This window comes from Pseudomonas sp. (assembly GCF_049300855.1).
Lineage (GTDB): Bacteria > Pseudomonadota > Gammaproteobacteria > Pseudomonadales > Pseudomonadaceae > Aquipseudomonas.
The window spans coordinates 155,336-168,144 of sequence record NZ_JBAQKH010000042.1 but is presented as its reverse complement, the minus strand read 5'-3'; the positions used below and the strand labels follow the sequence as shown (position 1 = coordinate 168,144).

Below are 12,809 nucleotides of genomic sequence, written 5' to 3'. Positions count from 1 at the left end.
GGCGAGTGGAAAAATACCTGCTGAGAATAGACAGGACACCACAGAACCCGCTTGGTGTTCCACCGCCGGATGAGTTGAAGGTGTTTTTCGCCATTCCACCGTCGGCGGTCAAGGCTGGCAGCCATCAGCTCGAAGGTGATTTCTTCAACGCTTGATCCGCCGTGTCATTGACCTTGTCAGCCTGACGGATATCGCCACAGAAAATATCCACGTTGCCATCGGTCGCGGGGGTGCGCACCACGATGGCGTACTCGCCGGTCAACAACGTCGACAAGCTCACCGGCGCGCTGCGCGAGAAGGCCCAGCCGCGCACTGGCTGGCGTTCGGTGCTGACCTTGTCGTTCATCGCGTACGCCACCGGCCCGGGTTGCGCGCAACTGCCCTTGTAGACGAACGCGTACAGACGCAACGGCAGCGAGGCGCCGCTGGGTGCGCCACTGATGAAGAAACTGAATCCGGTGTCCTTGCCCCAGTCGGCGAGCGTGACATTGCCGATTTGCCCACTGTTTTGCCGGGTGGCGGTCAACGGCACGCTGGTGCCGGGGTTCGAAGAGCCCGCACAGCCGAGCAGGCTGGCGGCCAAGAGCGTGGTAGTGAGTTTTACCGGTTTCATTGCTGGCCTCCTGAAAAGAAGAACTGCAACGAATCAGTTAAGCAGAAGGGTTGACGCAGCGTGGGATTGGCAGGTGATCAGTCTCAGCGCTGCGGCCATTGATCCTTGATTTCAAACCACGGCGCTTTCGACGTCACTTCGACATGCTGCTGTTTTTCCGTGGTGAAGGTCGTGTCCAGCGTGCCCAGCGCCACCGAGATCCAGTCGCTGTGCTCACCCTGATGACGCGCCCAGAACAGCGACGAGCCGCAGTGCGTGCAGAACTGGCGTTGTACCGATTCGGACGATTGATACGACTTGAGCTGGTCGGCGCCCTCCAACAGTTCCAGGTTCTGGCGCAGCACGCTGCCATAGCTGGCGAATGCCGCGCCGTGGCTTTTGCGGCACTGGCTGCAATGGCAGTGTGAAAGCGCTTTGGGCCGTGAGCGGATCTGGTATTTCACCGCTCCGCACAGGCAACTGCCCCGGAAGGTCTGAGGGGAGGGCGTCAGCATTGTTATTGCGGATCCTTGTAAGTGATGGCTTGTTTCAAGGACGCAGGTGACTGCGCCAGAAACCCGCTGATCAGGGAAATTATCTGCTGCTGAATCACTGCACGTGGACGACCGCCATCGCCATCCGTGCAAATGATGCTGTCACCCGGAACGTCTTTATCGAGCATGGCTACCGCGCCAGGTTTGCAGATCGCCATGAAGGTGAAATGGCTGGCGTCGCTGATCTCGACCAAGCGTGATGAGGTTTTTGGCAGGCGTTTGGCGAGGTCGACGGATTCCAGTTGCGCGGGCAGTTCTTTCGACGGTACGCCGGCAGCGATCACCAGGATCGGCACGGGGTAGGCCGCCAGACTGGCGTCGGTCATCCCGCGCGACAGGCCCAGGTCCAGCGAAACCACGGCAGTGATGCGCTTGTCACGCCAATCGGCGGCCAATTGAGCTTTCGCTTGCGCGGTGCTTTCAGTGTTCATCTGTTGGTACGCCGTGCAACTGATCAATTGCGTTTGGACTTTGCAGTCGTCGGCAAAGCGCTTGGGGTCGAAGCGCGCACCGCCGCTTTCCAGCACCGTCCAGCCGCCGAGGGAATGGCCGATAACGGCAATTCGATCCTTGGCCACCGTGCCGAATTTACCCGGTTGCGCCGTTACCGCATCAATGGCGCGGCTGAGGTCGACGGGGCGCTGCCACAACTGCGCCGCTGCTTGCGGGCTGCGATCGCGGCTGGTGGTGCCGGGATGGTTGACGGCGGCGACGATGTAACCCTGATGGGCCAGCGCACTGGCCAGCCAGGTCTGGTTGATCCAGCTGCCGCCGTTGCCGTGGGAAAGCACCACCAATGGATGCTCGCCCTTGGCGGCCGGGGCGTCGAGCACCGCAGGCGCACCGACGAATACCGGGTTGTCGCCGAATAATTGCGGCGTCGCATCGGTGCTCGCACTCGGGTACCAGACGACCATTTCCAACGGGCGCTCGTTGCGCGGATCGGCCAGTGTGGCGTACTGGAAACCGACGGGTTGGGCATCAGCGAATACGGGGCTGCTCAGGCAGAGCAGTAGCAGAACACCGAGAGACTTTTTCATTGTTGTTATCTTCCGTGATGGGCCGAATGGGCGAGGCGAACTTTGCCCGATTTCGCGCGCTTCAGCGAGCCTCAGTCTTAAACATTTTCCATCGGCCAGCGTGTGGCCAGATGTGCGCCCAGATAGTCCAGGAAGGCTTTGACCTTCGGCGTCATCGCCGCGCGCTCCTGAACGCAGGCGTAGATGTCCATCGGTTCGATGACGGCGTCGCTGTGTTCCAGCAACTGCACCAATTGCCCGCTCGCCAGAAAAGGTGCGGCGACGAACTCCGCCAAACGGGTGACCCCGGCGCCCTGGACCGCCATTTGCGCCAGCGCATCGATGTCATCACTGATGGCGGTGGCATTGATGTTGGCGTCGAATCGCTGACCGTCGCGGATAAAACTCCAGCGCAGAAAACGCCCGTCCAACGGGTAACGAAAAGCCAGGCAGGCATGGTTGTGTAAATCATCTGGCGATTGCGGCCATCCGGCACGCTGCAGATAGGTCGGCGCGGCGCACATGATGAAGGGCAGCGAGACGATCTTGCGCGCGACGATGCCGTCCTCCAGTTGCGGCTTGATCCGCAGGCTCAGATCGATGCCGTCCTGGATGTGGTTGATCTTGCCGTTGGTGGTCGACAGTTCGATGAGCAGGCGCGGGTGCAGTGCGCCGAACCCGGCAATCAGCGACGCCAGCACATGGCGGCCGAACGCTGAGGTGGAGGCAATGCTCAGCCGGCCTTGCAGCTCGGTTTCATCGTGGCTGATCGCGCTTTGCGCGGCTTCCAGATCGGCAGCGATGCGCCGGACTTTCTCGTAGTACGCCGCGCCGTTTTCGGTCAGCGCCATGCTGCGCGTGGTGCGTTGCAGCAGGCGTACGCCGAGGTGCGCTTCCAGTCGATTGAGCGTCTGGCTGACCGCCGCTGCGCTGACGCCGAGAATTCTGGCGGCGCCGACAATCGAGCCGGCTTCGACCACTTTGATAAAACTGGCAATCGCCGCTAACAGATTCATCCATGTCCCGCTGAGGATTGATTCGTAAGTTGTGCTTTATAAAGTACCTGCGATTGAGCGTCTAGTTGCGCGGGGGCGGCCTTGCTAACGTGCGGTCTCCCTGTCACTGGATGGAAAAGCGATATGAATCAAAGAACCAACGCCGATGCCCTGATCATCAGCCGCCGCAAGCTGTCACCGCGCGCCACGCCGTATGTGTTTGCGCTGTACATGGCGACGATCATGGCGTTTCTGATGTCGCTGGTGATCACCGCTGCCAACTCTGGCATTGATAACGACTACCTGAGTAATGCCTTGCACGCCTATAAGCTGGCGATGCCTGCGGCGTTTATGTGCATCCTGGTCGTGCGGCCAATCGTGGTGAAGCTGGTGGCGCTGACGGTGCACCCGCATCGTTGAGGATTATTCGCGCCAGTATTGCCCGACAGCGCCTTGCGCTCCCTGCACGGGATCGGTCTGCGGGAAGGTCAATTTCGCGATGCTGTCCAGTTGCCCGCGACTGGGTGACTCGCGACAGATATCGGCGTGCTGGCCCGGTGGATAGGCGCCGACCACCAGAAAATCGTCGCTGCAACTCAGGTTGCAATGGCCGGTACCGGCGGGCAGCAACAACACATCACCGGCGCTGACCGGCACAACATGCCCGTCGGGCCCGCCCAGCATCAATTGCGCATGCCCAACCGCAACGCCCAGCACTTCATGACCTTCGGTGTGGTAGTGATGGAAGTCATAAACCCCGTAGCGCCATTGCGGCGGCCAGCCGTTGGCGCTGAAGGTTTGCTCGAACAGGGCGGCGGGATCGCGGCCCTTGAGTTCAAGCGCGTGCGGATAGATCAACACCGGCAGACGCGGGTTGTTCGGGACCCAGTCGTTGCGTTTCAGCTGCAGGGTTTGAACGGGGGCGGGCATGCTGTTCTCCTGATCTGGCTGTATTGACTGTTCTGGCGCCTTCGCGAACAAACTCGCTGCCACATTCAGACCGCAATCCCCTGTGTGAGCGAGCCTGCTCGCGAATGGCCGCGCCGCTTATTCAACGGCTAAAGGGTGGACAGCCACAGCGCGCACTTGTCTCAGAAAAACTCGTCGAGCAATCAATCGAAACTTCGCCAACCACCCAACTGTCCAGACCCTTACACCTCCCGGTGGATGTTCTGCCGGGACAGCTCCATGCAGCGGAGAAAGGCGAGGATCAAGATGACGATGACAGTGGGAGACTTTCTGGTTGAGCGGCTCAGCCAATGGGGCGTTACGCGGATTTTTGGTTATCCGGGTGATGGCATCAACGGCGTGTTCGGCGCGCTCAGCCGGGCCAAGGGCAAAATCGAATTCGTTCAGGCGCGGCATGAAGAAATGGCCGCGTTCATGGCTTCGGCGCATGCCAAGTTCACCGGTGAATTGGGTGTGTGCATCGCCACGTCCGGCCCCGGCGCCTCGCACCTGATCACTGGCCTCTACGACGCGCGCATGGACCATATGCCAGTGCTGGCCATCGTCGGTCAGCAGGCGCGCACGGCGCTGGGCAGTCACTACCAGCAAGAGCTCGATCTGGTGTCGATGTTCAAGGACGTCGCCGGGGCCTTTGTGCAGCAGGCTTCGGCGCCTTCGCAGGTGCGGCATCTGCTTGATCGCGCGGTGCGCACCGCAGTGGGCGAGCGCCGGGTGACCGCACTCATTCTGCCCAACGATTTGCAGGACCTGAACTACGAAGCGCCGGCGCGCGCCCATGGCACCGCGCATTCCGGGGTCGGTTACACGAAACCGAAAGTCGTGCCGTATGACGCCGATCTGCAGCGTGCCGCCGACGTTTTGAACGCGGGCGAGAAGGTCGCCATTCTGGTCGGCGCCGGGGCATTGCAGGCGACCGATCAAGTCATCGCGGTGGCGGAAAAACTCGGCGCCGGCGTCGCCAAGGCGCTGTTGGGCAAAGCTGCGCTGCCCGATGACCTGCCTTGGGTTACCGGCAGTATTGGCCTGCTCGGCACCGAACCCAGCTACAAACTGATGAGCGAATGCGACACCTTGCTGATGATCGGCTCCGGTTTCCCCTATTCGGAATTTCTACCCAAGGAAGGTCAGGCGCGCGGCGTGCAGATCGATTTGCAGCCCGACATGCTGAGCCTGCGATATCCGATGGAGGTCAACCTGGTCGGCGACTCAGCGGAAACCCTCGCCGCGTTATTGCCCCTGCTCGAACAGAAAACCTCCGGCAAGTGGCGCAAGAAAGTCGAAGGCTGGCGCGGCAGCTGGGAGAAAACCCTGGAAAAACGCGCCATGGCCAAGGCTGACCCAGTCAACCCGCAAAGGGTGGTGTATGAGCTGTCACCGCGCTTGCCCGATCAGGCCATCATCAGCAGCGACTCCGGCTCCTGCGCCAACTGGTTTGCCCGTGACCTGAAAATTCGCCGTGGCATGCAGTGCTCATTGTCCGGTGGCCTGGCCTCGATGGGCGCCGCGGTGCCCTACGCGATTGCGGCCAAATTCGCCCACTCCGAGCGGGCGGTCATTGCACTGGTGGGCGACGGTGCGATGCAGATGAACAACATGGCCGAACTGATTACCGTCGCCAAGTACTGGCGCCAGTGGGCGAGCCCGAAATGGATCTGTGCGGTGTTCAACAATGAGGACCTCAATCAGGTCACGTGGGAGCAGCGGGTGATGGAGGGCGATCCAAAGTTCGAAGCCTCGCAAAGCATTCCCGATGTGCCGTATCACTTATTCGCCATTTCCATCGGCCTGAAAGGCATTTTTGTCGATCGCGAAGAAGACGTTGCCGCAGCCTGGGAGCAGGCACTGGCCTCGGAAGTGCCGGTGTTGATCGAATTCAAGACCGACCCGAATGTGCCGCCGCTGCCACCGCACATCAAACTGGAACAGGCGAAGAAGTTCGCCACGACGCTGCTCAAGGGCGATCCGGATGAGGCGGGGGTGATCATGCAAACCGCGAAACAGGTGCTCGGTGCCGTGTTGCCCGGCAAGAAATGAACGGTTAACGCGCAGGTGAGCTTTTTTGATCGTTCCCACGCTCTGCGTGGGAATGCCTCTAGGGACGCTCTGCGTCCAGTGACGCGGAGCGTCACGGGCTGCATTCCCATCAATGAGCGGAAGGTGCACTGATGATTTTCATTGGCTGTGCAGGCTGGAGTCTGGGGCGCGAACACTGGCCGGCATTTGCGGCAGAAGGCTCGCACTTGCAGCGCTACGCCGCGCGCCTCAACGCCGTGGAAATCAACAGTTCGTTCTACCGTCCGCATCGTCGGCAAACCTATGAACGCTGGGCGGATGGCGTACCGGAAGCCTTCCGCTTTTCGGTGAAAATGCCCAAACACATCAGCCATGAATTGCGCTTGATGGGTTGTGAACCAGCGCTGGATAAATTCCTCGCCGAGTGCGCAGGTCTGGGTGAGCGCCTGGGCTGTTTGCTGGTGCAGTTGCCGCCGTCACTGGCGTTCGACGAAGCCGTCGCCGAAGCCTTTTTTACGACATTGCGTCAGCGGTTTTCCGGCGTCGTGGTGCTCGAACCAAGGCACGAATCATGGATCAGCGCCGAGCCGATGCTGATGACTCATCAGATCGCTCAAGCGGCGGTCGATCCCTCGCGCATCAGCAATGATGTTTTGCCCGGAGGCTGGGCGGGAACGCGGTACTGGCGCCTGCACGGCTCACCGCGCATTTACCACAGCGCCTATGACTCCACTTATCTGCAAAACCTCGCGCAAGCCCTGCAATCAGCGGCCGCGGCAGGTGCCGCGACCTGGTGCATTTTCGACAATACCGCCAGCGGCGCAGCGCTGGGCAACGCCTTGGCGCTGACCGCGCTGACTTCAGGTTGAGTCAGACCGCCAGGTGCTCATACAGAATCGTCGCACCGACAATCATCAGCACCACGCCGCCGACGATTTCCGCACGCTTGCCGACCACCGCGCCGAGCACCCGGCCGAGCATCACACCAAGGGTCACCATGGTCATGGTCGCCAGACCAATTGCCGCCGCAGCCACCCAAATATTCACATCGACAAACGCCAGGCCGACGCCGACCGCGAGGGCATCAATGCTGGTGGCAAACGCGGTGACCGCAAGAATCAGGAAGGAGTGCGAACCCGGTTTTTCTGCTTCCTCTTCTTCGTGTTTCAGGCCGTTGTAGATCATGTGCAGGCCGAGAATCACCAGCAGCGTGAAGGCGATCCAGTGGTCCCATTCGGCCACCCAGCGGGTCGCCGCCTGACCGATCAGCCAGCCGATGATGGGCGTGATGGCTTCGATCACGCCGAAGATCAGACCGGTACGCAGGGCTTCAGTGAGACGCGGTTTGTGCAGGCTGGAGCCTTTGCCGATGGCGGCGGCGAACGCATCCGTGGACATGGCCAAAGCGAGGAATATGAGGGAAACAGGATTCACGGGGGCACACTTCCAGTCGGGCTATGAGTCAACGACACAACCACACGCCCGACTTTAGGCATGGATGTGTCGTCGGTCTCACCAACCAAAAGGTGTTCGCACCACGGCATGTTGCCGAGAATGTTGATACGAACGCTTCCGAAAGGCTCGGAAACAGGCTACTCCCCAACGAGGCTGCGGATCTTATGCGGGCAAACATGAAAATTTCGTCAAAACCACGGCATCGGCAATCAGGTTTAACAAGTCACGCCGGCCGCTCGTTGATGCGCAACTCTGCACACAAACCGCCACGCGGCAGGTTGTACAACTGCAAGGTGCTGCCGATCTTGCTGACGATCATCTGCACAATCGCCAGACCCAGACCGGCGCCATTGGCGTGACCGTGGCTGTAGAAACGCTCGAACAGCCGCGCGTAATCCGCTTCGTCGATGCCGGGGCCGGCGTCCTCGACACTGATGTACACCGCGCCCGATGTTTGCGGCTGGACCTGCACGCGCACTTCGCTGCCGGGCGGGGCGAAGTTCAAGGCGTTGGTGACCAGGTTCTGCAAGGCGATGGCCAGCGCCACAGGGTCGGTTTCGACCGGGCAGTGATAGTCGCTGTCGAGGGTCAGTTCGACGTCTTTTTCCAGCGCCAGCGGCGCCAGTTCGGCGAGCTCCTCGCGCACCAGTGCGGTCAGTTCCACCACACTTCTTTGCGGGTTGGCCAAGCGCGGTTCGATGCGCGCCATGGTCAACAACTGGCTGGCGATACGCGTGGCACGATCCACCGCGCTGACCAGAAACTCCAGCGCCTCCTCACGTTGTTGCGCGGTACTGGCGAGCTGCGCGTTTTGCGCATGGATACGCAGGATCGCCAGCGGCGTGCGCAGCTCGTGGGCGGCGTCGGCGATGAAACGGCGCTCGCGCGCGAGCAGATTGTCGATCTGCTGCAACAGGCGATTGAGCGCGGTTTGCATCGGTTCGAGGTCGTGAGGCAGGGGGCGCAGATTCAGCGGTTTGAGGGTGTCGGTGTTGCGCCCGCGAATGGTCTGCGCCATGGCCCGCAACGGGTGCAGGCCCCAGCCGATGGCCAGCCAGATCAGGATCGCCAGCGCTGGCACGCCGATCACGCTCGGCCACAACGTGTGGCCGACAATGCGCTCGATCAAATCCTGGCGCATGTCATCGCGCTCACCGACCCAGATCAACAGCCCTTGCTGCGAATCCTTGAGCAGAAACGCGCACCAGTCGCGGCCATTTTCCATCAGGTCATGAGAGCCGAGGGTGGTCGGCGGTTCCTTGAGTTCCGGCGCTTCGGCCGAGCGCATCAGCAATTGCCCGTCGCTGCGCCAGACCTGAAAGGTCAAACGGGTTTCGTAGGGGTGCGCCGCCTCGCCATCACCGACCCGGCTCATCGCTTGATCGAAAGCCTGATGCAGCCGCTGCCAGTTGTTATCGCCGGGTGCGCGTTGCGCCAGCACACCTTGCAGCAGGCGTGCGCTCTGCGCCAGTTGCGCGTCGTAGACCTCTTCGATTTCATGGTGACTGTCGCGCAGCACCAGCCAACTGATCAACAGATCGCCCATCAGCACCAGAATCAGCACCGGCACCAGAATTCGCGCACGTATCGAGATCATGGTTTGACCGCCACCACGTAACCGACGCCGCGCACGGTGCGGATCAACTCGGTCGAGAGTTTTTTGCGCAGGTTGTGGATCAGCACTTCGAGGGTGTTGCTCTCGACCCGTTCCTGCCAGCCGTACAGCGCCCCGGACAGGCGCTCGCGGGTGACGACTTTGCCGGGCCGGGCCATCAGTTGATGCAGCAGTTGATACTCCATCGGCGTCACCACCACCTCATTGCCGTGCCAGGTGACTTGCTGGCTGACCGGGTCCAGGCACACCCCGGCATGTTCCAGCACCGGTTGCGCACGGCCCTGACTGCGTCGTAGCAAGGCGCGGATGCGCGCCTTCAACTCATCGACATCGAACGGTTTGATCAGGTAGTCATCGGCCCCGGCGTCGAGGCCGGCAATGCGTTCGGCGGTGCCATCGCGGGCGGTGAGGATCAACACTGGCAAATCCTGTTGCTCGCCGCGCAATTGCTGCAGCAAGGCCAGGCCGTCGAGCCGGGGCAGACCGAGGTCGAGCAGGAGCAAATCGAAGCTCTCACTGCGCAGCGCATGCAAGGCACTGACGCCGTCCTGCAACCAGTCGAGGGTGTAGCCCTCGCTGCTCAGGGCAACGCGAATGCCTTGTCCGAGGGCACGATCATCTTCGACCAGAAGCAGGCGCATGGGCGATTCTCTGTTGGTAATGCAGGTTGGTAATGCAGGTTGGCAATGGCCGGCATCATGCCGCTGCGCAGGCCGCCGTGGCAGGTCATCCGACGGGAAAGATGTAACGACTCGTTGCCAACTAAGCTTTCGCTAAGGTTGCTTTTGCACAGTGAGGCCTTCCTCATCCAGCGAGAGTGATTCCATGCACAAACTGCTGCTGTTGTCTTTGATCGTCGCCAGCCCGTTGGTCGTCGCCGGCCCGCAATGCACCACCGCCGAGCGCTCGCAATGGCAAGACCAGAAGGTCTTTCAGGAGCAACTGAAAGCCCAGGGTTACGAGATCAGCAAATTCAAGGTCACCGACGGTAACTGCTACGAGATCTACGGCTTCGACAAGGACAAGCGCAAGGTCGAGATCTACCACGACCCGGTCAGCGGTAAAGCGGTCAAGACCGAGATCAAGGGCTGATGCCGAGCGCCTCCCTGCGCCTGTGGGACCCCGTGGTGCGGCTGTTTCATCTGTCGATTGCGGGCGTTTTCGTCGCCAATTACTTCTTCAATGAAGCGGGTGACGACTGGCATGTCTGGCTCGGTTACTACGCCATGGGCTGGTTGCTGGTACGCACAGTGTGGGGATTTATCGGGACGCGCAGTGCGCGCTGGGCGGACTTCTGGCCGACGCCGGCGCGCCTGCTCGCGCATGCGCGCTCGTTGATGGCTGGGCGGCCCGAGCATCGCCTCGGCCACTCGCCCATCGGCGCGCTGGTGATGCTCCTGATGTTGCTGGCCTTGCTGACCCTCGGCCTCAGCGGTTGGGCGATGAAGGAGGTCGACGCCTTGTGGGGCGCCGACTGGCCGCTGTTGGTACATGAAACGGCGGCTGACGGCTTGCTGATATTGGTCTGCATCCACATCGCCGCCGCCCTGTTTGAAAGTTTTCAGGTGCGCGACAACTTGCCGTTGTCGATGCTCACGGGACGCCGTCGCCGCTTGCCGGACGATTCGACGCGCTGACAAGGATGTCTGCTGATGTTAACCCTCCTGTCCTTGCCGCGAGTCTCCTATGCGTGCGTTGTCCTTTCGCTTGAAATTCATTCTCGGCAGCCTCGCGGTGTGCCTGATCTTTATGGCTGCGTGGCGCAGTCATCCGTCGCACGTGCTGGCGCCATTCGCGCTCTCGACGGCGCCGGTCGATGCCGCGCAGCAACCGTCCGAGCCGATGTACAACAGCCGTTTCGTGTCGTCGCGACTGGACGATTTCGTGCACTCGTCGTCGGTCACGGCGCTGCCCGGCGGTGACCTGATGGCGGTGTGGTTTGCCGGCTCGCGCGAAGGCGCTGCCGACGTGCAGATCCGCACCGCGCGTTTCGACGCGAAAACCTCGGAGTGGGGCGCCGAACACGTGTTGGCGACCCGTGAATCCACCCGCGACGGCACGCGCCGCTACATTCGCAAACTGGGTAATCCGGTGATCGCCCTCGCGCCGGATCAGCGTTTGTGGATGTTTTATGTGTCGGTATCGGTTGGCGGCTGGGCGACCAGTGCGATCAATGCGATGGTCTCCGATGATTTCGGGCGCAACTGGTCGACGCCTCGACAGTTAGTCACCTCGCCGTTTTTCAACATCAGCACGTTGGTGCGCGCCGCGCCGGTGTTCCATGCCGACGGCTCGATCGGCTTGCCGGTGTACCACGAATTCATGGGCAAATTTGCCGAGTACCTGTACCTGAGCGCCGACGGTGCGGTGATCGACAAGTTCCGCATCAGCCGTGGCAAACACTCGTTGCAGCCGACCATCGTGCCGCTGGATGGCCACCGCGCCGTGGCGATGTTGCGCTATGCCGGCGAGACCCATCATCGCGTGCTGGCCAGCCGCACCAACGACGCCGGGCAGACCTGGAGCGAACCGTATCCGCTGGAACCGGCCAACCCCAACTCGTCGCTGGCGGCGGTGGGCACGGCCGACGACGGCTTGCTGGTGGCGCTCAACGATTTGCAGGACGGTCGTTTCAAACTCAGCCTGTACGGCACCGACGCCAACCTCAATGACTGGCGCGCCGTCATCGATCTGGATCAATCGCCTGATCCGCTCGGCCAGCCGTTCGCCCCTGAAGCCTACAAAGCGATCATCGGCGAAGGCTTCCGGGCCTCCAGTGGCGCGCAACGCTTGCCGCTGGAACAACGCTTTCTGAGCAATCTCGACTACCGCGTGTGCAAACCGCGCGGCTGTGATTTCGAGTACGAATACCCGTATTTCAGCCGGGGTTCGGACGGTCTCTATCACCTGGTGTATTCGTGGAATAACACCTTTATCAAACATGTCAGCTTCAACGATGCGTGGCTGGCGGAGCGCCTGTGATGATCTTTCCCTGGCAAGCCCATTTGAGTTTTGTCCTGCTCGGTTTTGTCCTGCTGAGTGCGTTTCGCTTCAACCGGCGTTGGCGGCCGTGGCTGTTGCCGGTATTGGCGCTGGCCAGTTTTATCCCGGTCAACGATCTGCCGCTGGCAGCCTATGTGCGCAGCTTTACCGACGACCTGGCGATCACCACGCTGGTGTTGCTCGGCTGGGCCAGTCTGTTGCGATTGGGCGTGGTGGCGCCGTTGCCCACGATCCAGCGCGTGCAGGTGCTGGTGCTGTTTACCGTGTTGGCGCTGATGCTGTACCCGGCGACGATGGGCCTGACCTATGTCGATCCGTACCGCTGGGGCTTCAACCCGCGACCGATGATTGTGCTGGTCGGGCTGACCACGTTGGCGCTGTTGTGGCTGCGCAACGGGCTGGGCGTGGCGATGCTGGCGCTGGGCACATTGGCCTTCGCGCTACGCCTCAAGGCTTCGGAAAACTATTGGGATTACCTGATCGATCCGCTGTTGCTGGGCTATTGCCTGGTGGCCGGCGCGGCATTGTGCATCCGCGAAGTCTGGCGTCTGCTGCGCCCGGTCTCGGCCGTGCCGACATCCTCAATCTGAATCA

15 protein-coding genes and 1 riboswitch are annotated in these 12,809 nt (G+C 61.4%); of the genes, 7 read left to right on the top strand and 8 right to left on the bottom strand.

Going from position 1 to position 12,809, the window contains the following annotated elements; genetic code table 11:
• Positions 1–124 precede the first annotated feature (124 nt).
• The 4 genes from WA225_RS22130 to WA225_RS22115 all read right to left on the bottom strand — a co-directional run bounded on the left by WA225_RS22130 (position 125) and on the right by WA225_RS22115 (position 3,181).
• Positions 125–613, bottom strand: a complete 489-nt coding sequence (locus WA225_RS22130; RefSeq protein ID WP_422609599.1) for a hypothetical protein — start codon at positions 611–613, stop codon at positions 125–127.
• 83 nt (positions 614–696) lie between these two features.
• The gene (locus tag WA225_RS22125; RefSeq protein WP_422609598.1) at positions 697–1,107 is read right to left on the bottom strand and encodes a GFA family protein; all 411 of its coding nucleotides are present in this window, start codon (positions 1,105–1,107) and stop codon (positions 697–699) included.
• Between the two features lie 2 nt (positions 1,108–1,109).
• Entirely contained in the window at positions 1,110–2,186 is a 1,077-nt protein-coding gene (locus tag WA225_RS22120; protein ID WP_422609597.1) for an alpha/beta hydrolase family protein, read from the bottom strand.
• A 77-nt stretch (positions 2,187–2,263) separates the two neighbouring features.
• Positions 2,264–3,181 (bottom strand): LysR substrate-binding domain-containing protein, encoded by a 918-nt coding sequence (locus tag WA225_RS22115; protein ID WP_422609596.1) that lies wholly within the window; start codon positions 3,179–3,181, stop codon positions 2,264–2,266.
• 123 nt (positions 3,182–3,304) lie between these two features.
• On the opposite strand from WA225_RS22115, the gene WA225_RS22110 reads away from it, so the two are divergent.
• On the top strand, positions 3,305–3,580 hold the full coding sequence (locus tag WA225_RS22110; RefSeq protein WP_422609595.1) for a DUF2798 domain-containing protein: 276 nt from the start codon (positions 3,305–3,307) through the stop codon (positions 3,578–3,580).
• 3 nt (positions 3,581–3,583) lie between these two features.
• Here WA225_RS22110 and WA225_RS22105 read toward each other — a convergent pair whose 3' ends face one another.
• Entirely contained in the window at positions 3,584–4,090 is a 507-nt protein-coding gene (locus tag WA225_RS22105) for a cupin (RefSeq protein ID WP_422609594.1), read from the bottom strand.
• Between the two features lie 285 nt (positions 4,091–4,375).
• Here WA225_RS22105 and WA225_RS22100 point away from each other — a divergent pair, with 285 nt between their 5' ends.
• The gene (locus tag WA225_RS22100) at positions 4,376–6,163 is read left to right on the top strand and encodes a thiamine pyrophosphate-requiring protein (protein ID WP_422609593.1); all 1,788 of its coding nucleotides are present in this window, start codon (positions 4,376–4,378) and stop codon (positions 6,161–6,163) included.
• Between the two features lie 131 nt (positions 6,164–6,294).
• Entirely contained in the window at positions 6,295–7,011 is a 717-nt protein-coding gene (locus WA225_RS22095; protein ID WP_422609592.1) for a DUF72 domain-containing protein, read from the top strand.
• 1 nt (position 7,012) lies between these two features.
• Here WA225_RS22095 and mntP read toward each other — a convergent pair whose 3' ends face one another.
• The 3 genes from mntP to WA225_RS22080 form a co-directional block, all read right to left on the bottom strand.
• Positions 7,013–7,576: a manganese efflux pump MntP gene (gene mntP / locus WA225_RS22090; RefSeq protein WP_077572629.1), complete on the bottom strand. Its 564-nt coding sequence runs from the start codon at positions 7,574–7,576 to the stop codon at positions 7,013–7,015.
• Between the two features lie 8 nt (positions 7,577–7,584).
• A riboswitch (yybP-ykoY riboswitch) is annotated at positions 7,585–7,756 on the bottom strand.
• 64 nt (positions 7,757–7,820) lie between these two features.
• Positions 7,821–9,194 (bottom strand): ATP-binding protein, encoded by a 1,374-nt coding sequence (locus tag WA225_RS22085; RefSeq protein ID WP_422609591.1) that lies wholly within the window; start codon positions 9,192–9,194, stop codon positions 7,821–7,823.
• Positions 9,191–9,853: a response regulator gene (locus tag WA225_RS22080; protein WP_064118383.1), complete on the bottom strand. Its 663-nt coding sequence runs from the start codon at positions 9,851–9,853 to the stop codon at positions 9,191–9,193. Before WA225_RS22080 ends, WA225_RS22085 begins: the two co-directional genes overlap by 4 nt.
• 184 nt (positions 9,854–10,037) lie before the next feature.
• On the opposite strand from WA225_RS22080, the gene WA225_RS22075 reads away from it, so the two are divergent.
• The 4 genes from WA225_RS22075 to WA225_RS22060 are packed head-to-tail and all read left to right on the top strand — an operon-like array spanning position 10,038 to position 12,805.
• Positions 10,038–10,304: a PepSY domain-containing protein gene (locus tag WA225_RS22075; RefSeq protein WP_422609590.1), complete on the top strand. Its 267-nt coding sequence runs from the start codon at positions 10,038–10,040 to the stop codon at positions 10,302–10,304.
• Positions 10,304–10,849, top strand: coding sequence for a cytochrome b/b6 domain-containing protein (locus WA225_RS22070; protein WP_422609589.1), 546 nt, complete (start codon positions 10,304–10,306; stop codon positions 10,847–10,849). The genes WA225_RS22075 and WA225_RS22070 overlap by 1 nt, the downstream gene beginning before the upstream one ends.
• A gap of 49 nt (positions 10,850–10,898) precedes the next feature.
• Positions 10,899–12,194 (top strand): sialidase family protein, encoded by a 1,296-nt coding sequence (locus WA225_RS22065; protein ID WP_422609588.1) that lies wholly within the window; start codon positions 10,899–10,901, stop codon positions 12,192–12,194.
• Complete coding sequence (locus WA225_RS22060) at positions 12,194–12,805, top strand: hypothetical protein (protein ID WP_422609587.1); 612 nt, start codon at positions 12,194–12,196, stop codon at positions 12,803–12,805. Before WA225_RS22065 ends, WA225_RS22060 begins: the two co-directional genes overlap by 1 nt.
• Positions 12,806–12,809 lie beyond the last annotated feature (4 nt).

What these genes read in the sequence shown, in the direction of transcription:
- WA225_RS22130 (WP_422609599.1), bottom strand. Translation starts at nt 613, where the DNA reads ATGAAACCGGTAAAACTCACTACCACGCTCTTGGCCGCCAGCCTGCTC.
- WA225_RS22125 (WP_422609598.1), bottom strand. Translation starts at nt 1,107, where the DNA reads ATGCTGACGCCCTCCCCTCAGACCTTCCGGGGCAGTTGCCTGTGCGGA.
- WA225_RS22120 (WP_422609597.1), bottom strand. Translation starts at nt 2,186, where the DNA reads ATGAAAAAGTCTCTCGGTGTTCTGCTACTGCTCTGCCTGAGCAGCCCC.
- WA225_RS22115 (WP_422609596.1), bottom strand. Translation starts at nt 3,181, where the DNA reads ATGAATCTGTTAGCGGCGATTGCCAGTTTTATCAAAGTGGTCGAAGCC.
- WA225_RS22110 (WP_422609595.1), top strand. Translation starts at nt 3,305, where the DNA reads ATGAATCAAAGAACCAACGCCGATGCCCTGATCATCAGCCGCCGCAAG.
- WA225_RS22105 (WP_422609594.1), bottom strand. Translation starts at nt 4,090, where the DNA reads ATGCCCGCCCCCGTTCAAACCCTGCAGCTGAAACGCAACGACTGGGTC.
- WA225_RS22100 (WP_422609593.1), top strand. Translation starts at nt 4,376, where the DNA reads ATGACGATGACAGTGGGAGACTTTCTGGTTGAGCGGCTCAGCCAATGG.
- WA225_RS22095 (WP_422609592.1), top strand. Translation starts at nt 6,295, where the DNA reads ATGATTTTCATTGGCTGTGCAGGCTGGAGTCTGGGGCGCGAACACTGG.
- WA225_RS22085 (WP_422609591.1), bottom strand. Translation starts at nt 9,194, where the DNA reads ATGATCTCGATACGTGCGCGAATTCTGGTGCCGGTGCTGATTCTGGTG.
- WA225_RS22080 (WP_064118383.1), bottom strand. Translation starts at nt 9,853, where the DNA reads ATGCGCCTGCTTCTGGTCGAAGATGATCGTGCCCTCGGACAAGGCATT.
- WA225_RS22075 (WP_422609590.1), top strand. Translation starts at nt 10,038, where the DNA reads ATGCACAAACTGCTGCTGTTGTCTTTGATCGTCGCCAGCCCGTTGGTC.
- WA225_RS22070 (WP_422609589.1), top strand. Translation starts at nt 10,304, where the DNA reads ATGCCGAGCGCCTCCCTGCGCCTGTGGGACCCCGTGGTGCGGCTGTTT.
- WA225_RS22065 (WP_422609588.1), top strand. Translation starts at nt 10,899, where the DNA reads ATGCGTGCGTTGTCCTTTCGCTTGAAATTCATTCTCGGCAGCCTCGCG.
- WA225_RS22060 (WP_422609587.1), top strand. Translation starts at nt 12,194, where the DNA reads ATGATCTTTCCCTGGCAAGCCCATTTGAGTTTTGTCCTGCTCGGTTTT.